Origin of the sequence: Kitasatospora sp. NPDC088351, assembly GCF_040685575.1 — a bacterium.
Classification (GTDB): Bacteria; Actinomycetota; Actinomycetes; order Streptomycetales; family Streptomycetaceae; genus Kitasatospora.
On record NZ_JBFBIL010000002.1, the window covers coordinates 43656 to 68653 of the forward strand.

General features: G+C 74.9%; 12 protein-coding genes. 4 read left to right on the plus strand and 8 right to left on the minus strand.

The genetic code is table 11. The features are described 5' to 3' along the window. Positions 1–3 precede the first annotated feature (3 nt). The 4 genes from AB0P06_RS01720 (at position 4) to AB0P06_RS01735 (ending at position 2967) form a co-directional block, all read left to right on the plus strand. The gene (locus AB0P06_RS01720) at positions 4–954 is read left to right on the plus strand and encodes a LysR family transcriptional regulator (RefSeq protein WP_363604248.1); all 951 of its coding nucleotides are present in this window, start codon (positions 4–6) and stop codon (positions 952–954) included. Positions 955–1215: 261 nt separating this feature from the next. After that, complete coding sequence (locus AB0P06_RS01725) at positions 1216–1755, plus strand: hypothetical protein (RefSeq protein WP_363604249.1); 540 nt, start codon at positions 1216–1218, stop codon at positions 1753–1755. 2 nt (positions 1756–1757) lie between these two features. Beyond that, positions 1758–2138, plus strand: coding sequence for a tail fiber domain-containing protein (locus AB0P06_RS01730; RefSeq protein ID WP_363604251.1), 381 nt, complete (start codon positions 1758–1760; stop codon positions 2136–2138). 166 nt (positions 2139–2304) lie between these two features. Further along, on the plus strand, positions 2305–2967 hold the full coding sequence (locus tag AB0P06_RS01735) for a 2OG-Fe(II) oxygenase (protein ID WP_363604252.1): 663 nt from the start codon (positions 2305–2307) through the stop codon (positions 2965–2967). Positions 2968–3130: 163 nt separating this feature from the next. Here the strand turns inward: AB0P06_RS01735 and AB0P06_RS01740 are convergent, their stop codons facing one another. From AB0P06_RS01740 to AB0P06_RS01775, 8 genes are all read right to left on the minus strand, one after another. Further along, positions 3131–4315: a cytochrome P450 gene (locus tag AB0P06_RS01740; protein WP_363604253.1), complete on the minus strand. Its 1185-nt coding sequence runs from the start codon at positions 4313–4315 to the stop codon at positions 3131–3133. Between the two features lie 31 nt (positions 4316–4346). After that, the gene (locus tag AB0P06_RS01745) at positions 4347–5720 is read right to left on the minus strand and encodes an FAD-dependent oxidoreductase (protein WP_363604255.1); all 1374 of its coding nucleotides are present in this window, start codon (positions 5718–5720) and stop codon (positions 4347–4349) included. Then, the gene (locus AB0P06_RS01750) at positions 5710–5919 is read right to left on the minus strand and encodes a ferredoxin (protein WP_363604257.1); all 210 of its coding nucleotides are present in this window, start codon (positions 5917–5919) and stop codon (positions 5710–5712) included. Before AB0P06_RS01750 ends, AB0P06_RS01745 begins: the two co-directional genes overlap by 11 nt. A gap of 270 nt (positions 5920–6189) precedes the next feature. Beyond that, positions 6190–7470 (minus strand): MFS transporter, encoded by a 1281-nt coding sequence (locus AB0P06_RS01755; protein WP_363604259.1) that lies wholly within the window; start codon positions 7468–7470, stop codon positions 6190–6192. Positions 7471–7621: 151 nt separating this feature from the next. Beyond that, positions 7622–8848 carry a cytochrome P450 gene (locus AB0P06_RS01760; RefSeq protein WP_363604260.1) on the minus strand — a complete coding sequence of 409 codons (1227 nt, stop codon included), beginning with the start codon at positions 8846–8848 and terminating at the stop codon, positions 7622–7624. After that, positions 8845–16191, minus strand: a complete 7347-nt coding sequence (locus AB0P06_RS01765; RefSeq protein ID WP_363604261.1) for an amino acid adenylation domain-containing protein — start codon at positions 16189–16191, stop codon at positions 8845–8847. The genes AB0P06_RS01760 and AB0P06_RS01765 overlap by 4 nt, the downstream gene beginning before the upstream one ends. 18 nt (positions 16192–16209) lie before the next feature. After that, complete coding sequence (locus AB0P06_RS01770; protein ID WP_363604263.1) at positions 16210–22503, minus strand: amino acid adenylation domain-containing protein; 6294 nt, start codon at positions 22501–22503, stop codon at positions 16210–16212. 184 nt (positions 22504–22687) lie between these two features. Further along, complete coding sequence (locus AB0P06_RS01775) at positions 22688–24997, minus strand: lantibiotic dehydratase (protein ID WP_363604264.1); 2310 nt, start codon at positions 24995–24997, stop codon at positions 22688–22690. Position 24998: the final 1 nt, after the last annotated feature.

The window sequence follows — 24998 nt, forward strand, 5'->3', positions numbered from 1 at the left end:
GACGTGAATCTCACTGCCGTGCGCACCTTCATCGCCGTCGTGGACGCGGGACAGTTCCAGGTCGCCGCCGCCAACCTGTCGATCACGCAGCAGGCCGTCTCCAAACGCATCGCGGCGTTGGAGAACGACCTCGGCGTGCGGCTGTTCACCCGCACCCTGCGCGGAGCACGCCTCACCATCGACGGGCAGGCCTTCCTGCCCCATGCGCGTGCCCTCCTCGACGCCGAGGACCGGGCTGCGGCTTCCGTACGGCCCGGCTGCCGGCCTCTGCGCGTCGACGTCATCGGGCGACGGCTCGCGCCGGCCGGCCTGCTGCGCGACTTCCACCGCGCGCACCCCGACATCGACCTCGATGTCGTCACCCTCTTCGACGCCGAAGCGGCCATCGCCGCCATCCGCTCCGGCACGATCGACGCCACCTTCCGCGCCGTCACCATGCCCGGACGGCAGCTCCCCGACGGCATCGAGACCGCCCCGGTCTTCGACGAACCCCTCCAGCTGTTCACCGGCCCTGCCCACGAATTCGCCACCGCCCGCGCGGTCACACCCGCCCAGCTCGCCGGCCACAGGATCTGGATGCCCGGCAACAGCCCCGGCACCGAGTGGTCCGCCTACTACGACGCACTCGCCACCGCGTTCAAGCTCACCATCGACTCGATCGGCCCCAACTTCGGCATCGAAGCCCTCCTCGACACCATCGCCGACTCCTCGACCCTGGCGACCTTCCTCAGCGAACAGACCCCACTTGTGTGGCCCGTCGGCCACGACCTGCGGCGCATTCCCCTGCGCGACCCGACCCCCGTCTACCCGCACTCGCTGCTCTGGCACGCCGACAACCCGCACCCCGCCCTCACCGCACTTCGCGGCTACCTCACTTCCCGGCCGTCCGGCCGTCCGGACACCGAGATCTGGACACCGGAATGGGCCCAGCGCCCCCAGCCGCCGGGCTGGTGAGTCGCTCTGGAGCCTGCGGCGCCTTGATCCGCCGGACGGAACCCTCGGGCCTGTCGTCATTGGTTCGCGCTCGTCGATCGCGTTCGTCACCGTTCTGGTGGCGGTTCATCAGATCGCGCGAACTCGTGGTTGTTCGCCGGTTGGGCCAGGTGGGCGTGGATACGCTCGGTCGCGTCGTCCGAATGGGGGCGGCAGCCCGTCGTCCCGGCCGTCGTGCGTTGGTGCGGAGTTCACGCCCGGGCAGTTCCCGTGGGAGTGGACATGAGTTCTGCAGGTCGTAAGACCATCGCGGTGATGGCCGCGGCTCTGGCGTCGCTGGGCGCGGGGAGCGGTGTCACCGCGTCCGCGGCCACCCCGGCGGCCGCGCCGTGCAGCGGGGAGGAGTGCCCCAGCCTGAAGCCGACCAGGCTGACGGCCAGTCAGGCAAGCCTGAACATCACCCAGATGCAGCTGGAGAACATCTACGCGATGGCCAGCGACGCGGTGACCGGGCAGCCCATCCGCGGTGCGCGGATCGTGTTCGCCACCGTCGGCGGCCGGACGCTGGGGGCGGCCTACACCGACTACGACGGCGTGGCCGCGATCACCGCCCCGGAGAACCTGGGCCCCGGAACGCTCCAGGAGCTGCTGGGCGGCTACGAAGCCGCGATGGTCGGCGACGGCGTCCACGCCCCGGCCGGGGCCCACGGAGCCATCACCATCGGTACCGACCAGGGCCCCGGTGTCCCGGGCTCCCCGTGCGCCGTCTGCAGTGACCGCGGGCTCAAGCAGGACGTGGTCCCGGTCGACTGGAGCCGGTAGGGATGCGGCTCTTCCGCCGGCCGTCCCGGGCGGCCGACCACACCGTCCCGGCCCGTCGTCCGGCCGGGGCGCAGGAGAACGGCGGGGTGGCCCCGGTCGGTGCGGTCAACGGCCACGCCGTCCTGGAGACCGTGGCCGCGCTGCCCGTCAGCACCTGGCGCTACCTCTGGGAGCCCGAAGACGTACGCCACCTCGGGCCGATGGCCCAGGACTGGCACGCCGCCTTCGGCTTCAACCGGGACGACACCACCATCCCCGTCGTCGACGGCCTCGGCGTCGCCCTGGTGTGCGTCCAGGCACTGCACCGCCGCGTGGAAGAACTCACGGCCGAAGTGGACCGGCTGCGAGCAGCCGCGGGCGTGCACACGCCCGGGGCCGCGTGACGGCGCCGCCCAATCCCTGGGCGACTCGGGGGAGTCGGCCCCCGCGGAACCCTCGTCGCGATCCGGAAGGCAGGAAACCTTGGCACCACACGACACCGTGACGGGACCGTCCGAGGCGGTGGATCAGCGGTCGCCGGTGTGTACGGACGCGATCTGGCGGCTTCCGGTGACGGTCTGTCGCATCACCCAGTTCCTGGGCGAGCGGACGGCCGGCGCCCTCCTGGAGCGCGCCATCGCCTCCGCCGGCGACACGTTGAAGCCCTCCATGATCCGGGACCGGGAGGTGGTCCCCGACTTTCGCCGCTCCCGGTCGTGCCAGGACTTCGCCGCGCCCGAGTTGATGGCGGCCATCGACGAGGTCCTGGAGGCGGTCGAGCACACGCTGGGAGTCTCCTGCCGGAACACCGAACCCAGCTACAGCCTCAACGTGCACAACGACGGCGACTTCTACCGGCCGCACCAGGACACCAGCGCCGAGTTCTCCCCCCGGCGTCTGCTCACGTTCGTGTATTACCTGCATCGCACGCCCCGGCCTTTCGACGGGGGCGAGCTGCGGGTGTTCGACGCCGCCCTGCCGCTGTACACCGGGACGACCGGAAAGTGGGAGGAGCGCACCTGGCGGGACTGGGAGCCCGAGCACGACAGCATCGTGTTCTTCCGCCCCACCGCCTGGCACGAGGTCCGGCCGGTCGGCTGCCCGAGCAGGCAGCACGCGGACAGCCGCTTCGCCGTCAACGGCTGGCTGTGCAGCCCCGACCCCGCACGCGCGGAACGACGGCCGCAGCCACCGCGGCCACGGCCGGCAGGAGGTGGTGGGCCGGCCAGGTGAGCACGACGGACACCACGCCGGGATCGAAGTCGTCGTCCCGCTCGAAGTCCGGTCCAGCCTTGATGCCGTTGCCTGGCTCTCCGGGTTCCGCTGGAAGGTCGGCGCACCTGGCGGCGCACCCGCGGAACAGAGCCCGATCGCCGGCACGCCCCGCCAGGCGGCCTCAGAGTTGGACGGGCAGGTGGCGGGGGCCGCGGAGCATGGCGTTCTGCCGGTAGGGGGGCGGGTCCTGGACCAGGCGTGCTGTGCCGAGGCGGGAGATCAGCGCACCGAGCGCGGCCTCGGCTTCGATGCGGGCGAGTGGTGCGCCGTAGCACAGGTGAATACCGCTGCCGAAGCCGAGGTGCTGGTTGTCCGGGCGGGCGGGGTCGAACCGGTCGGGCTCGTGGAACCGCTTGGGGTCGCGGTTGCCCGAGGCCAGCGCGAGCACGACGGAGGTGCCTTCGGGGATGGTGGTGCCGGCGACGTCGATGTCGGCGAGGGGGACGCGTTCGCGCATGTGGACCGGGGGTTCGTAGCGCAGCAGTTCCTCCACCGCTCGCGGCAGCAGGTCCGGTTCGCGACGCAGCTGATCCAGATGTTCGGGCCGGCGCAGCAGGGTGAGCACCCCGTTGGTGATCAGGTTCACCGTGGTCTCGTGTCCCGCGATGAGCAGCAGCACGGCGGTTTCCGCGAGTTCTTCCCGGCTGAGCCGCAGGGCCGGGTCCGGCTCGTTGACGAAGGCGGAGAGCATGTCGTCGCCTGGACTGCCACGGCGCTTCTCGGCGAGGTCCACCAGGTACCGGCCCATCTCGCCCCGCGCCTGGTCGCCCTCCTTGTCCCGCTCGGTGGAGTCCTCTTCGGGCCTGACGTCGGCGGACGCGACGATCGCGTCGGACCACGCCCGGAAGAGCGGCTCGTCCTCACGTGGCACGCCGAGCAGGCGGCAGATCACCGTGACGGGCAGTGGGTAGGCGAAGTCGTCGACGATGTCGATCCGGCGGCCCGCCTGGAAGGGCTCCAGCAGTTCCTCGGTGAGCCGGGCGATCTCGTCGCGCATGGTATCGACCCGGTGCGGGCTGTGCGGGGGGCCGAACGGCCGCATGGCCAGGGTGCGCAGTCTGTGATGCTCCGGGTCGTCGAGCCGCAGGAACGGCGGCTTGTGCGTCGTCTCGCCACGGGTGCGGGGATCGACACTCATCCGTGGATCGTGGAGCAGGGCGGCGATCTCGTGGTAGGTGCCGATCAGGTAGCTGCCGTCCGCCTGCCGTACAACGGGACCGGCCTCGCGGAGTTCCGCGTACAGCGGGTAGGGGTTGGGGCGGTTCGCGTAGTCGGTGATCCGGGCCAGCAAGGTGTCGGAGTCCATGGTGGCTCCTCGTCGTTGGGCGGGACGTGGGTCAGCCGTTGGGCCGCACCACGGTCAGTCGGCGGTCGGGCAGATATCCGGTGAGCGCCACGGTGGGGCCGTGGGACAGCCTCTTCGGATCCGGCACGTCGGACGGGACCGGGATGTCCGCCGCGAGCGCGCGGTCCGCCGCGCCGGGCGGGGGCGGGAACGGAGCAGCCGTCTCGATCAGGTGCCGGTAGTAGTCGAGCGACTTGGCCATGTCGACGGTGACCGCCGCGGTGACCCGCCCCTGGTAGCCGTAGACCATCGCCAGACGGCGCGCCTCCAAAGAACCCTGGGCGATGACCACGTGGTCGGAGAAGGTGGGCACGCCCACCGACTTGATGTTGAGCCCGAACTGGGTCGACCAGAACGTCGGGAGGGCAAGGTGCGGGCGCCGCAGGGGCCCTGGGCTGACCATGTTGTGGGCCGCCACCCCGGCCTGCTCGACCGCGTTTCCCCAGTGTTCGAGGGAGAGCATCTGGTAACCGAACAGCGGGTGGGGGAAGCGGGAGACGTCGCCGGCGACGAAGAGGTCGTCAGTGACGATTCCGTACATGTTGAAGGCGCGGCACCCGGCGTCGCAGGCGATTCCGCGCGGGCCCGCCGCCAGTCCGGAGTCCGCCAGCCACTCGACGTTGCGGACCGCCCCCAACGCCACGACGCACACGTCCGCCTCGACGCGGCTGCCGTCGGACAGCTCCGCGCGGGTGAAGCGGCCGCTGTCGTCCCCGCGCAGGGCGGTGACCGTCACTCCGGTGCGCAGGTCCACACCGTGGTTGCGCTGCATGGCGGCCGCGAGTTTCGACAGGGTGCCGCCGAGCGCGCCCACCAGAGGTGCGGGACCGCGTTCGGCGACGGTGACGTCCAGTCCGCGTTCCCGGCAGGCCGAGGCGATCTCCGAGCCGGTGAAGCCGCCGCCGATCACCAGCACCCGCCGTGGCCCTGCGGCCAACCGCTCGGCCAAGCCGCCGGCGTCCTCGCGGGTACGCAGGGTGAACACCCCGTCCAGAGCGGCCTCCTGCGGGTTGGGCCAGGGCCGCGCCCTGGTCCCGGTGGCGATCAACAACCGGTCGTACGGCAGCGACTCGCCGTCGGCCAGCATCACCCGCTTCCCAAGGGGGTCCAGGCCGGTGGCGCGTACGCCCAGCCGCCACTCGGCGTCCGGATCCCGGCGCATCGGCAGCCCCGTGGTGTCCGCCGCCGCCAGGCCGAGCAGCACCTGCTTGGACAGCGGCGGCCGGTCGTAGGGCGGATGGGGCTCGTCGCCGACCACAGTCAGTGAGCCGGTGAAGCCCTCCTCCCGCAAGGCCTCCGCGGCCCGCAACCCGGCCAGCGACGCGCCGACGACGACGATCCGGCCCTCTTTCAGGTCACCGGTCATCGGCGCTCACCTCCTCACCGAGGAGGATGGCCTGGACCGGGCACGCCGCCGCGGCCTGGCGCACGCGCCCGACCTGGTCGTCGGGGACGGCCGGGGCGTACAGCAGTCCCTCCTCACCGTGCAGCTGGTACACCCCCGGCGCGAGGAAAACGCACTGTGCGTAGCCCTGGCAACGCGTGAGGTCCACAACGGTTCGCATCCCCATCCCCACCACTCCCTCTGCCGCCGCACCCCCCTCTCTCCCAGCATGGGACGAGAACCGGACGCTCGCACGGCGGCTGCCCGGGGACGCCGCCGCCGCCGCGGCGGCCGCCGAGCCGACCGCCCCGCCCACCAGTGCAGCGGTGGCCCGGCCCGCCGCGGTGCAGGCCGCCGCTCCCCGTGACGAGTGTGTGGAGCTCCTTCCCCGCCCGGGGCTTCCGGAGGGGAAGGCCGGCACCGACCCGGCGAACCTGTGCGGTCGGAGCAGCTAGCGCATCTCGCGGACGCGGCGGGAGGCGAGGACGGCGAGGCCGGTGAGGGTCAGGACGAGGGCGACGCCGGTGAACATCGCGCCGGTGCCGATCTGGGCCAGGGCGCCGCAGACGATCAGGGAGAGCGGCGCGGCCGCGTAGCCGAGGACCATGTCCACCGAGATCACCCGGCTGAGCACCTCCTGGGGGATGGTGCGCTGGATCCAGCTCAGGCCGAAGACGCCCTGGAAGCCGATGCCGAAGCCCATCGCCAGCACCGTGGCGACCGCGGCGGGCAGGCTGTCGAGCGCGCCGAGCAGGCCCATGCCGACGGCCAGCCAGCCGACCAGGGCGGCGATCAGCAGGCCCACCCGGGGGCGGCCGCCGACCGTGCCGCCGACCAGGGTGCCGAGCATCGCGCCGCCGGCCAGGGCGCCGTTGAGCAGGCCGAGGGTGGTCGAGCCGCCGTGCAGGGCCTCCTTGGCGAGGGTGGCGAAACCGACCGTGAACGGCCCGGCGTAGCAGAAGTTGACGGCGGTGTCGACGGCCAGCACGGTGCGCAGCCGCGGGTCCTCCCAGGTGTAGCGCAGGCCGACCCGGATCCGGGACCGGAGCGAGTCCTCGGCGGCCGGGGCGGCGGGCGCTTCGGGTACGTCGGCAGGGTCGCCAGGGTCGGCCGCCGGGCGGCGCGGGAGGGTGCGGACGCGGGAGACGCAGAGGCCGCAGAGGGCGAAGCAGACGCCGTCCACGACGAAGGCGACCGGCGCGTCCGAGACGGCGACCACCAGGCCGCCGACGGCAGGGCCGAGCACGGCGGAGACCCGGGTGCCCACGCCGAGCAGCGCGTTGGCCGGGGTGATCAGCTCCTTCTCCACCACCGACGGCAGGATGGAGACCCGGGCGGGCTGGAAGAAGGCGTCGACCACGCCGAAGGCGGCGGCCGCGGCGCAGAGCATCCAGACCGTCAGGGTGCCGCTCAGCCCGGCCAGTCCGACCGCCGCCATCAGGGCGGCGCGGGCCCAGCTGGAGGACATCATCAGGGTGCGGGTGGACCACTTGTCGCTGAGCGAGCCGCCGACCAGGGTGAGCAGTGCCCGGGGGACGGCCTGGAAGGTGAGCACATAGCCGAGGGCGAGGGTCGAGTGGGTGAGGCTCAGGGTGATCCAGGAGAACGCGATGTAGCTGAAGCCGTCGCCGAGCAGGGAGAGGGACTGGCCCAGCCAGAGCAGCCGGAAGGAGGGCAGCCGGGCGGGTGCCCAGAGCCGTGGGCCGGCGCCTGCCAGCGTGGTCGTCGCCATGGTCGGACCTTTCGTCGGGCGCGTGGAGGGCGGGAGGAGGGCGGGAGGAGGAGCGGGAGAAGGAGCGGGAGGGAGGAAGGTGCGGCAGCGCCGTCGGGGCGGGTCGGGGCCCGCCCCGACGGCGGGACCGGCAGCGGTCTGCCGGGGGCGCTCAGTACCGGACGGGCAGTGCGGTCAGGCTCCGGTTGAGCAGTGACAGCTGCCAGTTGAGCCGTTGCCCGTCCAGGGCCAGGCCCGGGTAGTCGCGCAGCAGGGTGGCGACCACCACGCCGGCCACCAGCCGGGCGAGCGCGGCGCCGATGCAGAAGTGCGCGCCGAAGCCGAAGCCCAGGTGGGTGGTGACCTCGCGGTGCAGGTCGAACCGGTCCGGGTCGGGGAACCGCCCGGGGTCGCGGTTGGCGGCGGCGGTGACCAGGAAGATCCGGTCCCCGGCGCGGATGGTCCGGCCGTCCAGCTCGAAGTCGCGGGCGGCGTTGCGGATCGACATCTTGGACGGGCCGTCCAGCCGCAGCGTCTCCTCCACGGCCGCCGCCACCAGCTCCGGTTCGGCGCGGACGGCGGCCAGCTGCTCCGGCTGCCCGAGCAGCGCGAGCAGGGTGTTGGCGATGAGGTTGCTGGTGGTCTCCCCGCCGGCGAAGGCCATCTGGGTGAGCATCCCGACGAACTCCTCCTCGCTGACCGAGTCGCCGATCCGGCCGCCCGCGAGGACGGAGCTGATCAGGTCGTCCTTCGGTTCGGCGCGGCGCTCGGTGACCAGCCCGCCCAGGTACTCCTCCAGGCTGACCAGGGACTGCAGCGAGGTGCGGTACTCGCGCTCCTCCTGGGCGGCGCCGAGCACGAGGTCGGCGACCCGGGCGTTCCAGTACCAGAACGACGGGCTGTGCGACTGCGGGACGCCCAGCCAGCGGGCGAAGACCAGGGCCGGCAGCGGCTTGGCGATGTCGGCGGCGAGGTCGCCGGTGCGGCCGGGGGCGGCCCGGCGGGTGAGCATGGCGCCGGTGGCCCGTTCGGTGAAGCCGCGGTAGCGGGCCACCGCGCGGGCGGCGAACTGCTCCTGGAACACCTGGCGCAGCCGGCGGTGGGTCGGCGGGTCGTTGAACACCATCCAGCGGGAGAGGATGCCGAACGCGCGCTCGGCGTCCTCGCGGGCGCCCTGCGGGACGGCGTCCATCAGCGGCCGGACCCGGTCGGCGGAGACCGCCGGGTCGCGCAGGCACTGCATCACCGGCTCGTAGCCGGTGACCAGCCAGGCCCGGTGCATGGCGCTCCAGTACACCGGCCGGTGGTCGCGGAGCGTGTTGAGGTACTCGTACGGGTCCGCGTTGACGGCGGGGTCGAGCAGGTACCGCTCGGTGAAGCGGACGGTGGTGAGGGTCATCGCCGGGCCTCCGCGCCGGTCGTGGCCGAGCCCGTGCCGCTCGCGCCGGTGGTGTCGCTTGTGCTGCTCGTGCCGTTCGTGCCGTTCGTGCCGATGGTGTCGAGCAGGGCCGCGAGGCCGCGGACCAGGGGCTCGGCGAGCATGGACATGTGGTCGCCCTCGCTGATGTGGACGGTGAGCCCGCCGAGCGCCAGTTCGCGCCAGTGGTCCACGTACGCCCGGTAGTCGACGTCGAGCCCGGGCATCGGCTCGCCGGCCGGCAGCCCGGCGGCCTGGGTGCCGACCACCAGGTGCACATGGCCGGGGTAGGGGCGGACCTCGTAGTCGGCGAGGGCGGTGAGCAGCGAGTGCCAGACCTCGATCGGGGCCTGCTCGACCAGGGCCGCCTCGCCGGGGCTCATGCCCGCGCCGAGCAGCAGGGCGGTGAGTTCGGCCGCCGCGGTGTCGCGCCCGGGGGACGGCGGCAGGGTGCGCAGCCGGTCGCGCATCCGCAGCGCGTCCCGCATGTCGCGGCCGACGCCGGCGAGGCGGGCCCGGGCCGCCGGGTTGGGCAGATAGGGCTCGATCAGCACCAGCGGCTCGACGGTGTGGCCGGCCTCGTGCAGCTGGGTGGCCATCTCCAGGGCGATGTTGGCGCCCATCGACCAGCCGAGCAGGTCGTGCGGGCCGTGCCCGCCGTGGTCGGCGATCTCCCCGGCGTAGTTGGCCGCGATGCCCGCGATGGTGCTCGGGTCCACCCCGCCCAGCAGGCCGCGGGCCTGGAAGGCGTGCACCGGGCGGCCGGGCGGGAGCTCCCGGGCGAGCGGTACGAACCAGGCGGCGCTGCCACCGCTGGGGTGGACGCACCAGAGCGGGGCGCCCTCGCCTTCGCGCAGCCGGACCTCCGAGGTGACCGCCACGGGGGCGGCGTCCGGGGCGGTCGCCTCGGCGCGGGCGGCGAGCCGGGCGAGGGTGGGCCGTTCGATCAGATCCCGGACGGAGACGGTCAGTCCGCGCTCGGCCGCCATCGCGGCCACCCGGACGGTGGAGAGCGAACTCCCGCCGATCCGGAAGAAGTCGTCGTGCACCCCGATCAGGGAGAGGCCGAGCACCTCCCGCCAGATCTCGGCCAGCACCTTCTCGGTGGCGGTGGCGGGGGCGACGTACGCCGTGTCGGTGCTGGCCCGTTCGGCCGGGGGCAGCGGCAGCGCCCGCTTGTCGATCTTCCCGCTGCGGTTGACCGGGAGTTCGTCCAGGAAGACGAACCGGCCCGGCACCATGTAGGCGGGCATGGTGGTGCGCAGCGCGCCTGTGAAGCGCTCGACCGTCGGCTTGGTGCCGCCCCGGGCGACCACGTAGGCGACCAGGGCCGGTTCGCCGGGCAGGTCGGTCCGGTGCAGCACCACCGCCTGGCGCACGTCGGGCAGTTGCCGCAGCGCGTGCTCGATCTCGCCCAGTTCGATCCGGAAGCCGCGGAGCTTGACCTGGGTGTCCCGGCGGCCGAACACCTCCACCGCGCCGTCGGGCCGGACGGTGCCGAGGTCGCCGGTGCGGCAGAGCCGCTCGCCGGGGGCGCCGTACGGGTCGGGCACGAAGGTGGCGGCGGTCAGCGCGGGCCGGTTCAGGTAGCACCGGGCGATGGCCTGGCCGCCCAGGTAGACCTCACCGGTCACCCCGACCGGGACGGGCCGCAGGTCCTCGTCGAGGACCAGCACCCGGGTGTTGCGGATCGGCGTGCCGATCGGCGGGCGCCCCTGGCCCGGGGAGAGTTCGGTGGCGACGGACCACACGGCCGTCTCGGTGAGGCCGTAGGCGTTGTGGAAGCACCGGCCGCGCGACCAGGTGTCCGCGAGCTCCGCCGGGCAGCCCTCGCCCGCGACCTGGAGCACCTCGATCGCGGGGAAGCGGTCCTCGCCCAGCACGGTGAGCGCGCTCGGCGGGAACATGGCCCGGTTGACGCCGTGGGCGAGCAGGGTGCGGGCCAGGTCGGGGCCCGGCCGCAGGTCGTCCTTGGACGCGGTGACCAGCCGGCCGCCGTTGGCCAGGGCCCAGGTCAGCTCCATGACGGAGACGTCGAAGCCGAAGGAGGCGAACTGGAGCACCCGGTCGTCCGGGCCCGGCTGGACCAGGTCGCGCTGGCCCTCCAGCATGTTGGTCAGGCCGCGGTGCGGGACGGCGACGCCCTTGGGCGTGCCGGTGGAACCCGAGGTGTAGATGATGTACGCCATGGTGTCCGGGCCCGGGGCGAAGGCCGGCGGCGCCGGGGGGCGGCCGGTGGGCGCGGTCCAGGTGGCGGGGTCGTCCAGGAGCAGGACCGGGCCGTCGAAGGGCACGGTGCCGGCCAGCGAGGTCTGGGTGAGCAGCACCCGCATCCCGCTGTCCGAGGCCATGAACGCGAGCCGGTCGGCGGGGTGTTGCGGGTCCAGCGGCAGGAACGCGCCGCCCGCCTTCAGCACGCCGAGGGCGGCGCACACCTGGTCGGGCCCGCGGTCGGTGCAGATGCCGACCGGGGTCTCCGGGCCGACGCCGAGCGTGCGCAGCCGCTCCGCCAGCCGCCCGGCCGCCCCGTCCAGCTCGCGGTAGGTCACCTGCCGGTCGCCGTGCTCGACGGCCACCGCGTCCGGGGTGCGCGCGGCGTGTGCGGCGACGTGCTCGTGGAACATCAGCGGGCTGTTCTCCCGGGCCGGCCCGTTGCCCCGGGCCAGCGCCGTGCCGAGGGCGGCGCCGGTCAGCGCGGGCGGGGTGACCCTGCCGTGCGGGTCGGCGACCATCGTCGCGAGCAGGGTGTGGAGCACGTCCGCGAGCTGCTCCGCGGTGGCCGGGGAGACGTACTCCGGGTCCACGTCGATGGTGAAGGCGCCCACGCTCGCGTTGATCATCAGCGGGAACATGGTGCGGGCGATCTCCAGGGACTCGTCCCAGGTGTCGTGGGAGAGCCGGTGGAAGTTGACGTAGTTGAAGACGGCCTCGACCATGTTCGGCTCGCCGGGGCGCAGTTGGGCCATCCGCGCCAGCGGCATCCGGCGGTGCGGCAGCATCTCCTGTTCGGCCGCGAACACCGCGCGCAGGTACTCCAGCCAGCTGCCGCGCGGACGCGCCACGCCGAACGGCACGGTGTTGAGGAACAGCCCGCGCATCCGGTCCGCGCCCGGTACCTCGGGCCGGCCGTTGGTGACCAGGCCGATCGAGTGGCCGGCCGCGTCCTCGTCGCGTTCCGCGAACAGGCTCATCACGTGGTGGAAGGCGGTGGCCAGCACGGTGCGCCGGGGCACCCCGGCCGACTGGGCGAGGCGCCCGATCGGCTCGGCGAGCGCGTCGTAGGAGCGCCGCACCTCGTGGACGGGCGCGTCGTCGGGGGCGGGGGCGCCGCGCCGGGCGAAGCGGACCGGGCGCAGCTCGGCCAGGGAGGAGCGCCAGAACTCCAGCGCCTCCTCGCTGTGCAGGGTGGCCCGTTCGAGGGCGACGTACTCGGCGAAGGCGGGGGCCGCGGGCGGCGCCGGGGGCCGGCCGTGCGCGACCGCCCGCCGGTGCAGGTCGAGCAGGTCGGCGATGAGCGAGGTCAGGCTCCAGCCGTCCAGCACGACATGGCAGTCGGTGAGCACCAGCCGCAGCTCGTGGTCGGTCAGGTGGTGCAGGTGGATGCGGACCAGCGGCGGGGCCGCCAGGTCGAAGCGGCGGGCGAACTCCTCGTCGACGAAGCGCCGCAGGGCGGCCCGCTGCTCCTCCCTCGGCAGCTCCCGCAGATCGGTGTAGCCGACCGGCAGCGCGGCCTCGGTGTGCACCAGTTGGAGCGGCTCGCGGTAGGAGACCAGGTCGATCGAGGAGCGCAGGATGCTGTGGCCGCGGACCACCGCGTCCACCGCGGCCTGGAAGGCGGCCAGGTCGAAGCCCTCCGGGGTGGTGATCTTGAGGTCGGTGACGTTGTGGTACGCGCCGCGCCGGGGGTCGGCGAGCATCTCGTGCAGCATGCCGGCCTGGAGCATGGTCAGCGGGTAGGCGTCGTCGAGGCCGTCCGGCAGCCGGGCCGCGTCGGCCGGGTCCAGCTGGGAGAACGGCGCGACCGGGTCGGGGGCCTCGACGGCCTCGGTGGTCAGCCGGGCGAGGTCGGCCAGGGTGCGGGCCCGGAACAGGTCGGCCACGGTCAGCCCGAGGCCGGCCGGGCGGGCCAGGCCGATCACCCGCAGCGCCAGGATGGAGTCGCCGCCGAGGTCGAAGAAGTTCGCCGTCCGGCTGACCCGTTCGGTGCCCAGCACCTCGGCCCAGATCCGGGCCAGCGCGATCTCGGTCGCCCCGGCCGGCGGGACGTGGCCGCCGGCCGCGGCGGTGCCGTCGCCGGCCACCGCCGTCAGCGCCCTGCGGTCCACCTTGCCGTTGGCGGTGATCGGCAGCCGCGGGTGGCGGACGAACAGCGCCGGCACCATGTACTCGGGCAGGGTGAGCCGCAGCCGCTCGCGCAGCGCCGCCGCGTCCAGCGGCCGGCCCTCGGTCATCACCACATGGGCGACCAGCCGGGCGCCGCCGTGCGGTTCGGAGCGGGCCACCACGGCGGCGTCGGCCACCCCGGGCTGACCGCGCAGCGCGGTCTCGATCTCGCCGGGCTCGATCCGGTAGCCGCGGATCTTCACCTGGTGGTCGGCCCGGCCGACGTACGCCAACTGGCCGTCGGGCAGCACCCGGACGAGGTCCCCGGTGCGGTACATCCGGGCGCCGGGCGGGCCGAACGGGTCGCTGGGGAAGCGCTCCGCGGAGAGCTCCGGCCGGTTGCGGTAGCCGCGGGCGACGCCGCCGCCGGTGACGTACAGCTCGCCGGCCGTGCCCTGCGGGACCAGCCGGCCGGCGGCGTCGAGCACGTAGCCGTGCTGGCCGGCGAGCGGCCGGCCGATCGGGGAGCGGACCTCGCCCGCCACGTCCTCGGCGGTGATCAGGCGGTACGTCACATGCACGGTGGTCTCGGTGATCCCGTACATGTTGACCAGCGCGGGCCGCCGCCGCTCGGGGGCGGCGAACCAGTCGCGGTAGTCGCGGACGTCGAAGGCGTCGCCGCCGAAGACCACCGTGCGCAGCGCCAGGTCGGCGAAGTCGGCGCCCTGCTGGGCGAGATGGGCGCGCAGGCCCTTGAACGCGGCGGGCGTCTGGTTGAGCACGGTGACCCGCTGCTCGCGCAGGACGGCGTGCACGGCGGCCGGGTCGCGGACCTCGTCCTCGGTGAGCACCACGACCCGCCCACCGCTGCTCAGCGGCCCCCACAGCTCCCAGACGGAGAAGTCGAAGGCGGGGGAGTGCACCAGCGTCCAGACGTCCGCGGGGCCGAACGCGAAGTGCTGGTCGGCGGCGCCGAGCAGCCAGGCCAGGTTGGCGTGGGTGATCTCGACGCCCTTCGGCCTGCCGGTGGAGCCGGAGGTGTAGATGACATAGGCGAGGTCGCGCGGCGCGGGCCGCGCGTCCCCGGTGTCCGGGCCCTCTTTGGTGTCCGGGCCCTCGGCCGCCGGTTCGGCGCCGTCCAGCGGGATCACCCCGACCGGCAGGCCCTCGACGGCGGCGCGGCCGGCCTCGTCGACGACCACCCAGGAGACCCCGGCGTCGGCGACGGTGAACTCCCGGCGGGCCCGGGGGTGGGCCGGGTCCAGCGGCAGATAGGCGGCGCCGGCCCGCCAGACGCCGAGCAGCGCCACGGCCAGGTCCACCGAGCGGCCCAGGCAGACCCCGACCAGCGACTCGCGGCCGATGCCGGCCGCGCGCAGCCGCCGGGCCAGCGCGGAGGCGGCGGCGTCCAGCTGGGCGTAGGTGAGCGTCCGGCCGCCGCCGCTGACGGCCACCGCGTGCGGGGTGCGGGCGATGTGCCCGGCCAGCCGCTCGGGTGCGGTGCGCGGGGCGGGCCCCGCGCCGGTGTCCGGGTTGGCCGGGCCAGCGGGGCCCAGCAGCCGGGCCCGCTCCTCGGCGGTCAGCGGGTCGACCGTGCCGAGCGGGGCGTCCGGCGCCTCGGTGAAGGCGCGCAGCAGCGCCACGGTGTGCGCGGCCAGGGCGGCCACCGAGGAGGCCTCGAACAGGTCGGGCCGGTGGACGAAGACCAGCTCCAGGGCGCCGCCGCTCTCGCGCAGCTCCAGCGCGAGGTCGAACTTGGCGGTGGTGAGGTCGATCGGGAACGCCCGGCCGGTGGCCCCGCCGAGGACGAGGGAGCCGCGCTCCACCGCGGCGTGCGTGAACAGCACCTGGAACAGCGGGTTGCGGGTGAGGTCGCGCTCCGGGCTCAGCTCGTCCACCACCCGCTCGAACGGCAGGGTCTGGTGCGAGAGCGCCCCCAGGACGCTCTCCCGGGTGCGGGCCAGCAGGGCCGCCGGGGTCGGGTCGTCGGACAGGTCGGCGCGCAGCACCAGCGTGTTGACGAAGAACCCGGCCAGCTGCTCGGTCTCGGGCCGGTCCCGGTTGGCGACCACGGTGCCGATGGCGATGTCGCTCTGCCCGCTGTGGAAGGCCAGCGCGGCCTGGAACGCCGCCATCACCGTCATGTACGGGGTGGTGTCGGTCCGCCGGCCGAGGGCGGCGAGCGCCTCCGACAGCTCCGCCGGCAGGACGGTGGTGTGCACCGCGCCGGTGTGGCAGGGGGTGGCCGGGCGGGGGTGGTCGGTGGGCAGGTCGAGCGGGGTCAGCCCGGCCAGCCGGGTGCGCCAGTAGGCGAGGTCGGCGCTCTCGTCGGCGCCGCGCAACCAGACCGCGTAGTCGGTGTACTCGATCGGCAGCTCGGGCAGCCGGGGGGCGTCGCCCGCCGTCCTGGCCCGGTAGAGCTCGCGCAGGTCGCGCACCAGCAGGTCCAGCGACCAGCCGTCCGAGACGATGTGGTGCATGGCCAGCACCAGGACGTGGTCCTCCTCGGCGGCCTTCAGCAGGGTGGCCCGGAAGGCGGGCTCGGCGGCGAGGTCGAAGGGGCGGACGGCGGCCGCCCGCACGGCCTCGGCGAGGTCGTGCTCCGCGGCGCCGGTCAGGTCCACCAGGTCCAGGCCGGCCCCGTCGGCCGGGTGCACCCGCTGGGCGGGCACGCCGTCCTGGGCCGGGAAGGTCGTCCGCAGCTGCTCGTGCCGGGCGACCAGGTCGCCGACCGCCGCGTCCAGCGCCGCCAGGTCGAGCGGGCCGCTGAACCGCCAGGCGGCGGGCAGCAGATAGGTGGTGGCGCCGGGGTCGAGCTGGTCGAGGAAGTAGAGGCGCTGCTGCGCGGCGGACAGCGGGGCGTACTCGGGGCGGGGGTCGAGCCGGGGGATCCCGGCCGGCGCGGCGGCGGTCAGTCCGCGCAGCCGCTGCTCCAGCAGCCGCCGGGCGGCCGGGGACAGTCCCGCGCGAGCGGTCTCGGGCTGCATCTCCGAAGTGGTCATGGCGCGTTCCGTCCAATCTCAGTCTTGGTAGTCCACCGTCAGGGAGAGGTCGATCTCGTCCTCGCTCATCGCGGAGATCAGTTCGACGAGCTGCCGCTCCACCTCGGCGGCGAGCAGCTCGACGGTGGGGTGCTCGAACAGGTCGCGCACCTGGATGGGGCAGTCGAAGGCGGCCCGCAGGCGGGACGCGGCGGCCACGGCGCGCAGCGAGTGCCCGCCGAGGGCGAAGAAGTCGTCGTGGACGCCGACCCGGGCGATGCCGAGGACCTCGGCCCAGATCTGCGCCGTCACCGTCTCGGTGGGCGTCCGCGGCGGTACGAAGACCGCGGGGGCGGGGAGTTCGGGCTCGGGCAGGGCGGCGGTGTCGAGTTTGCCCTGGACGGTCAGCGGCAGCGCGTCGAGCAGGACGAACGCGCTCGGCACCAGGTAGCCGGGGAGTTCGGAGCGGCAGTGCGCGGCCAGTGCGTCGGCGGCCAGTCCGCTGCCCGCGACATAGCCCACCAGGGCGTGCTCGCCGCGCAGTTCGCGGACCAGCACGGCGGCGGAGTGGACGCCAGGGTGGCGGCGCAGCACCGCCTCGGCCTCGCCCGGTTCGACCCGGAAGCCGCGGATTTTCACCTGGTTGTCGCTGCGGCCGACGAACTCCAGGTCGCCCGAGGCGAGTCGGCGCACCACGTCGCCGGTGCGGTAGAGCCGGTCGCCCTCCTCGCCGAACGGGTCGGGGACGAACCGCTCGGCGGTCAGGCCCGGCCTGCCCAGGTATCCGCGCGCCAACTCGGGCCCGCCGACGAGCAGTTCGCCGGGGACGCCGATCGGCATCAGGGCGCCGTGCGGGTCCGCCACGTACGCGCGGCGCGAGCCCAGCGGGCGGCCGATCGGCACCCGGCCCTCGACCGGGTCGGTGAGCCGGTACGCGGTGGCCGAGATGACCGACTCGGTCGGGCCGTAGGTGTTGACCACCGGCACCCCGGGCAGATGGGCGAACCAGCGCTCCAGCGGCCCGGCGGGCAGCACCTCGCCGCCGGTGACCAGCAGCCGCAGGCTCGCGAGGTCGGCGGCGACCACGTCCAGCCGGGCCACCACCTCCTCCCAGTAGGAGGGCGTGAGTTCCATGACGGTGACGCCCTCGGCGCGCACCCGGGCGGCCAGTTCCTCCACCGACCAGATCTCGTCCGGGCGGATCACCACCCGGGCGCCGGTGCCCAGCGCGGGCAGGATCTGCTCCAGCGAGGCGTCGAAGGAGAGCGAGGCGAAGGTCAGCACCCGGTCCCCGGCGGTGATCCCGAACAGCTCGCGGGCGGCGGCGACATGGGCGGCCAGGGCGTGGTGCTCGACCCCGACGGCCTTGGGCCGGCCGGTGGAGCCGGAGGTGAAGATGGTGTAGGCGAGATCCCCCGGGTCGGGGGTGTGCCGGGGGCCCTCCGGGGCGGGCCGCACCTCCTCGACCGGGACCAGCGTCACCCCGAGCGGGGCCAGCGCGGGGGCGGTCGCGGCGTCCGCCACCACGTGGCCGACCCCGGCCTCGTCCAGCATGAACCGCAGCCGCTCGGCGGGCAGGCCGGCGTCCAGCGGGACGTAGACGCCGCCGGCCCGCCAGATCGCGGCCAGCGCGGCCACCGACCACGTCCCGCGCCGTACGCAGACACCCACCGGGCTGCCCGGGCGCACCCCGGCGGCGGCCAGCCCGGCGGCCAGCCCGCCGGTCAGGCCGTCCAGTTCGCCGTAGCGCAGGGAGCGGCCCTCGCAGACCAGCGCCACCGCGTCCGGCTCGCCGGCCACCGTGAACGGCGGCACCGCGACGGCCGGTCCGTCCGTCGCCGGTCCGGCCAGTTCGGCGCGCTCGGCCGGGGAGAGCAGGTCCACCCGGTCCACCGGCGTGCCCGGGTCGGCCAGGACGGCCGCCAGCACCCGGCCCACGTGCCCGGCGAAGCGGCTCGCCGTCGAGGCGTCGAACAGGTCGGCCGCGTACTCGACGTTGAGCGCGAAGCGGTCCGGGTACAGCAGGAAGGTGGTGGTCAGGTCGAACTTGGCCGAGCCCCACGGCAGGGTGAAGTCGGCGGCCTCCAGGCCCTCGATCCCGGGCCCGCCGGTGGCGCTCTCCTGGACGTCCACCATCACCTGGAACAGCGGGTTGCGGGACAGGTCGCGCTCCGGCCGCAGCCGCTCCACCACCCGCTCGAACGGCACGTCCTGGTGGTCGAAGGCGCTCAGCACCGTCCCCCGGACGCGGTCCAGCAGCTCGGTGAAGGTCGGCCCGCCGGACAGGTCGCCGCGCAGCACCACGGTGTTGACGAAGAAGCCGATCAGCCGCTCCAGCTCCACCCGGCCGCGCCCCGCCACCGGGGTGCCCACCGGCACGTCCTGCTGCCCCGACCAGCGGGCCAGCACGATCTGCACCACCGCCAGCAGCACCATGAACCTGGTCGCCCCGTGCTCCCGGGCGAAGGCGTCCAGCCGGGCGGCGAGCCCGGGCGGCAGCGCCAGGTCCACCGCGCCGCCGCGCCCCGACCAGCCCGCCGGGCGCGGCCGGTCGGCCGGCAGCTCCAGCACCGGGACGCCGGCCAGGGCCGTCTCCCAGTAGTCCAGCTGCCGGTCCAGCCCGCCGCCCTCGGCCCGGTCGCGCTGCCAGACCGCGAAGTCGCCGTACTGCACCGGGACGGGCGGCAGCACGGCCGCCCGCCCGGTCAGCCGGGCCCGGTAGTAGGCCGTCAGCTCCTCGATGAAGACGTCCTTGGACCAGCCGTCGGTCGCCACGTGGTGGAAGACCAGGACGGCGACGTGGTCGTCCGGGGCCAGCTCCCAGACCCCGGCCCGCAGCATCGGCGGGCGGTCCAGGTCGAAGCGGCGGGTGGCCAGCGCCGAGGCCCGCTCCCGGACCGCGGCCAGCCGGGCCGCCTCGCTCGCGCCCTCCGGGGCACGGTGCCACTCCAGCGGCACGCCCATCGGGTCGCAGACCTGCTGCGCGGGGCGGCCGTCCACCTCGACCAGGGCCGTGCGCAGCACCTCGTGCCGGGCCGTCATGTCGTCGAGCGCGCCCTGCCAGGCCGCGCGGTCCAGGCCGCCGCGCAGCCGCCAGGAGAACCAGAGCACGTACTCGTCGCCGACGTCCGAGGTGCGGTCCAGGAACCAGAGACGCTCCTGGGCGAAGGAGAGCGGCAGCGGGCCGGAGCGGTCCACCGGGACGACCGCGCCGCCGGCGGCCTGCCGGGCGGCGGCCACCCGGGGGCCGAACGCGCGGACGGTGGGGTTCTCGAACAGGGTGCGCAGCTCGATGTCGCGGCCGAGCCGTTCGGCGACCCGGGAGACCGCCATGGTGGCGAGCAGCGAGTGGCCGCCCAGGTCGAAGAAGCCGTCGTCGAGGCCGACCCGGTCCACGCCGAGCACATCGGCCCAGATCGCGGCGATGATCCGCTCGTCGTCGGTGCGCGGCGCGGTGTAGGCGGCGCCGCTCGCGGACCGGTCCGGGCGGGTGTCCGGCAGGGCGGCCCGGTCCAGCTTCCCGGAGGCGCCGACCGGCAGCGCGTCCAGCGTCAGGAAGTCCGAGGGCACGGCGTACCGCGGCAGCCGCTCGGCGCACCAGGCCCGCAGCGCGGACGGTTCGAACGGTCCGCCGACGACGTAGCCCGACAGGCTCTGCCCGGTGGCGGCGTCCGGCCGGACGGCCGCGGCGACCACCCCGGGGTACTCGCGCAGCACCGCCTCGACCTCGCCGAGCTCGATCCGGAAGCCGCGGATCTTGACCTGGTCGTCCCGGCGGCCGACGAACTCCAGCTCGCCGGAGGGCAGCCACTGGACGAGGTCGCCGGTCCGGTAGAGCCGGCCGCCGTCACCGCCGAACGGGTCGGGGACGAACCGCTCGGCGGTCAGCGCGGGCCGTCCGAGATAGCCGCGGGCCACCTCGGGGCCGCCGATCAGCAGCTCGCCGGGGACGCCGACGGGGACGGGTTCGTCGTCCTCGTCCACCACGTACACCCGGCGTCCGCCGAGCGGGCGGCCGATCGGCACCCGGCCCTCCAGCGGGCCGTGGGCCTCGTAGGTGGCCGAGGTGACGGTGGTCTCGGTCGGGCCGTAGGCGTTGACCACCCGGACCTCGGGCACCGCGGCCCGCCAGGCGGCCAGCGCGCCCACCGGGACGGACTCCCCGCCCAGGATCAGCAGCCGCAGCGGGGCGAGCGCGGCGGCGGCGCGGCGGTCCAGCGCGAACGCCAGCTCGGTCCAGTAGGTCGGCGGGACGTTCACCACGGTGAGGCCGTACCGTTCGACCACCTCGGGGACCTGGGTGGGCAGCCACGGCTCGTCCGGGCGGATCACCACCCGGGCGCCGCAGGTCAGCGCGGGGAGCAGCTGGTCGAGCGAGGCGTCGAAGGAGAACGAGGCGAAGGCGAGCACCCGGTCCCCGGCGGTGATGCCGAACCGGGCCCGGGCGGCGGCGACATGGCTCGCCAGCGAGCGGTGCTCGACCCCGACGGCCTTGGGCCGGCCGGTGGAGCCCGAGGTGAAGATGACGTGCGCCAGCTCGCGCGGGTCGGGGGTGTGCCGGGGGCCGTCCGGATCCGGCCGTACGGCGTCCACCCGGACGACGGCGGGCCCGAGCGAGGCGGCCAGCGCGGCCGTCGCCGGGTCGGCCACCAGGCAGGCCAGATTGGCCTCCTCGACCATGAACTCCAGCCGCTGGACGGGCAGATCGGGGTCGAGCGGGACGTACACGCCGCCCGCCCGCCAGACCGCGGCCAGCGCGGCCACCGACCAGACCCCGCGCCGCAGCAGCACCCCGACCGGGCGCCCGGGGCGGACCCCGGCGGTGGCCAGCGCGGCCGCCAGCCCGCCGGTCAGACCGTCCAGTTCGGCGTAGGTCACCTCCTGGTCCGCGCAGACCAGTGCGACGTCCCCGGGCCGGCCGGCCACCGTGACCGGCGGCGCCCCGCCCAGCGGACGGTCGGCGGCGGCCGACCACTCCTCGGCGGGAAGGGCGTGCGCCGCGCCGGGCATCGGGTCCAGCCGCCCGGCGAGCTCCCGCACCGGGGCCTGCGGTTCGGCCAGCACCGCGCGCAGCAGCTCGACGTAGGCGGCGCTGAACGCCCGCATGGTCTCCGGGTCGAACAGGGCGGTGGCGTACTGGAGCCGGGCCGCGATGCTGCCGTCCGGCAGGAGGTTGAGGTCCAGGAAGACGTCCAGCGCGGTGCCGGTCAGCGGCGGCGGCACCAGCTCCACGTCCAGGCCGGGCAGCCGGACCGGCTGGTGGGCGGCGTTGAGCAGGGTGAACGAGGCCTGGGCGAGCGGGTGTCGGGACAGGTCGCGCTCACCGCCCACCGCGCCGACCACCCGGTCGAACGGCGCGTCGGCGTGCGAGAGGTCCTTCAGCACATCGGTGCGGACCCGGTCCAGCAGCGCGCCGAACGACGGCCCGCCGGAGAGGTCGGTGCGCAGCACCACGGTGTTGACGAACGGGCCGATCAGATCCGCCACCTCGCCGTGGCCGCGGTCGGCGAGCGTGGTGCAGACGGCGATGTCGGTGCGGCCGCTGCACCGGCTCAGCAGCGCCTGGTAGACGGAGAGCAGCAGCATGTAGCGGGTGGCCCGGTGCTCGCGGGCGACCCGGTCCACCCCGGCCACCAGCTCGGCCGGCAGGCTGAACCGGACGACGTCACCGGAGCCGTCCCAGAACCGGGGCCGGGGACGGTCGGAGGGCAGGGTGAGCGGGGCGGCCCCGGTCAGCCGGTCGCGCCAGTAGCCGAGCAGCCGCTCCATCCGGGGGCCGCTCAGCCGCTCGGCCTGGGCCCGGGCGAAGTCCGCGTACTGCAGCGGCGGCGGCGCCACCGTCTCGCCCCGGTAGCCGGCGGCCAGTTCGCGCAGCAGCACGTCCCAGGACCAGCCGTCGACGGCGATGTGGTGGACCACGACCAGCAGCAGGTGCTCGTCCGCGGAGATCCGGGCCAGTGTCATCCGCAGCGGGTGCTGGGTGGCCAGATCCAGCGGGCGGGCCAGCTCCCGGGCGAACAGCTCCTCGACGCTGCCGGCCTCGGTCCGCTCCAGCACGGCGCCGCCCGGCCCGTCCACCACCGGCACCGGCTCGCCGCCGACCGCAGTGAAGCGGGTGCGCAGCACCTCGTGGCGGTCCACGATCCCGGTCAGCGCCCGTTCCAGCGCCGGCTCGTCGAGCGGGCCCCGGATCCGCAGCGCCAGCGGGAGCAGCGAGCCGGAGGAGTCCTGGGCGAGCTGGTCCGTGAACCACAGCCGCCGCTGGGCGAAAGATGCCTTACGCGTGTCGTCACCGTGCTTCGCCCCGCCGGGGGCGGCTGCGCCTGCAGTCACTGTGGGCCTCCATGCCGTGTTTTCCAGCAGACTGCCGTCCGGGGGAGGCCGGTCACCAGGGAAGAAGACGCAGCCCCGAACGCAGCCCGCCCTGCGCGTCCGTCCCGGCCGGGGGACACGCCGGCGCGGCGGGCCGACCGGGGCCTCCGGTCCGCCCGCCGCGCCGGCGGTGCTGTCGTCCCTGTCAGCTCTGCTCTCCAGGCTCCCCCTGCCGGCCCTCGTCGACCGCGACGAAGCGCAGTTCTGAGGTGTAGGAACGGCCCTGGTCGTCGGTCAGCCAGGTCTGCTCGGGGGTGGGCAGCATCTCGGTGAGGACGACCCGGCCGTCCGGGTCCTTGCGGGCCAGCCGGCGCATCGCCTTGGCGAAGACGGTGACGTAGACCGGGCTGTCGAAGTCCACGTAGAACGGGCGGGACTCGGTGGGCGAGACCACGAAGACGAACCGTGGCAGGCCGTGCTCCTCGCGCCAGCGGCGGGCCCGGACGAACCGGCGTCCCTCGTCCTTCTCGGCGGCGAAGTCCAGCCCGGCGGCCGGCAGCCGCCAGGTCTCCCGGGCCACCACCAGCCGGTCCACGGTGACCCGGGGGGAGTGCTCGCTCTCCGGCAGCACCTGGAAGAGGTCCATCGCGAGGGTGGTCAGGACGTGCGAGAACACGTCCACGGCCGGGAATTCGGCGCCGTCGGGCAGCACGACCAGCAGCTCGCCGTCCCGCTCGGTGACCGTCACGTCCGCGCTGGGCACGGTGCGCGGGCGGTTCGGGTCGGCGGTGAAGTCCACCAGGGCCACCTGGTAGTCCTCCGGCCGGACCAGGGCGTGCCGGACCCGCGCGGAGAGCCGGGAGCGGTGCTCCTTGGGCAGCAGCGGCATCAGCCGGGGGCCGGGGTGGTCGCGGTCGGTGAGGGCGGTGAGCTCGCGCCGGTCGGGGTGCTGGTGGACGAAGAGCGAGGCGCCCAGCGTGTTGGAGGCCAGGTGCAGTTCGCCGAGGACGAGTTCGAAGTCGCCGCGGGCCACCGCCGCCGCCCCGTCGGCGGCGATCATCACGTCCGGGCTGAGGTAGCGGGCCGCCGTCCAGCCGCCGCCCGGGCCGCCGAACCGCTCCCGGACCGGGCCGGCGATGTCCGCCAGGGTGAGACGGACCCGCCGGGCGCCCGGCGGGGGTGCCAGGATCTCCGCCCAGTGGTCGCGGAACGCCTGCTGGAGCCCGGCCGTCGCGGTGCGCGCGTCGCCGTGCAGGACGGGCATACAGGCGAACCAGAAGCTGGCGAGGTCCACCGGGCCCCGGGCGGCGTGCTCGGCGTACACCTCCCGGGCCCGGGCCATGACCGCCTCGGCCAGCCGCGCGGTGAGCCAGCCCGCGCTGGTCAGCAGCGGCTCCAGCGGCGCCAGCGCGCCCCGGACGGCCGGGCCGAGCCTGGCCGTGGCGGCACGCCGGCAGTCGGAGTAGACCAGGGACCGGCAGGGGGCCGTCCCGGCCGACTTCTCGCGCACCGCGGCGGTCTCCGTCAGGGTGGCGAACTCCTGCTCCAGCGCGGCCAGTTCGGTGACCAGCTGGTCCGCTCCGGCGGCAGCGCCGACCCGGGCACGGCCACGCTCCAGGGCGTCCAGCACGGCCAGGCCGCGCTGCCGCGCCGCCCGGTCGCCGACCGTGTCCAGCCAGGCCCGCAGGTCGCGCTCGGGGTGGGTGCCGGCCGGTACGTCCAGGCGCCAGTGCGCCCAGCGGCGGGCCACCAGGTCGGCCAGCACGGCGGGCACGTCCGTCCCGGGCAGCGCGGCGGCGATCTCCCGGGCCGGGCGGACGCCGTCGCAGAGCGCGAGCACGGCGCCGGTCCGCGCCGGTACGGTCTGCGGCGGGCGGCCCGGGACGGTCACCCGGGTGCCGTCGCCGTCCAGCCGGACGAACGGCACCCGCCGGGGCGCCACCCACTCCCGCAGGGCCGGGTCCGCGCCGACCGTCGCGGCCAGCGCGTCGACCGCCCAACTGGCCCAGTACACCGTGGACCCGGCGGTCAGTCCGGTCCCGGCGTCCACCGCGACCCCGGCCGTGCCGGCGTCCCAGCGGCCCCAGCCGACCGGGCCGAAGAAGCCGATGGTGTCGTTCTTGACGCAGAACCGCTGCCAGTAGTGGGCGACGAGCTCCTCGCGCTGGCGGGGCATGCTGGTGCGGCCCGCGGCAGTGGGCGTCCAGTTCAGGAACGGCGCGATGCCCGAGTCGAGCACCGGCCGGTTCTGCCAGGCCACGGCCTCCCGGAAGGCGGGGGTCCGGGCGATCTCCTGGAGGGTGTGCGCCGTCTCCACGGCGGCCTCGGCGAACAGGGCGGCGAACGCGTCCCAGTCACCGCCGGAAAGCCCGTCCCGCGGGCCGAACTTGTCGGCGGCCTCGGCGACGCCGGGCGGGGCCAGCCGCAGCACCCCGTCGGCCGGGAACCCCGGCCCGCGCAGCGCGAACTGCTCCCAGAGCCGCCAGCGGCCGCCCGGCAGAAAGGTGTCGGTCACG

Excerpts from the sequence above, each read along its gene's own strand:
- AB0P06_RS01725 (WP_363604249.1), top strand. The coding sequence starts at position 1,216 with ATGAGTTCTGCAGGTCGTAAGACCATCGCGGTGATGGCCGCGGCTCTG.
- AB0P06_RS01730 (WP_363604251.1), top strand. The coding sequence starts at position 1,758 with ATGCGGCTCTTCCGCCGGCCGTCCCGGGCGGCCGACCACACCGTCCCG.
- AB0P06_RS01740 (WP_363604253.1), bottom strand. The coding sequence starts at position 4,315 with ATGGACTCCGACACCTTGCTGGCCCGGATCACCGACTACGCGAACCGC.
- AB0P06_RS01745 (WP_363604255.1), bottom strand. The coding sequence starts at position 5,720 with ATGACCGGTGACCTGAAAGAGGGCCGGATCGTCGTCGTCGGCGCGTCG.
- AB0P06_RS01750 (WP_363604257.1), bottom strand. The coding sequence starts at position 5,919 with ATGCGAACCGTTGTGGACCTCACGCGTTGCCAGGGCTACGCACAGTGC.
- AB0P06_RS01755 (WP_363604259.1), bottom strand. The coding sequence starts at position 7,470 with ATGGCGACGACCACGCTGGCAGGCGCCGGCCCACGGCTCTGGGCACCC.
- AB0P06_RS01760 (WP_363604260.1), bottom strand. The coding sequence starts at position 8,848 with ATGACCCTCACCACCGTCCGCTTCACCGAGCGGTACCTGCTCGACCCC.
- AB0P06_RS01765 (WP_363604261.1), bottom strand. The coding sequence starts at position 16,191 with ATGACCACTTCGGAGATGCAGCCCGAGACCGCTCGCGCGGGACTGTCC.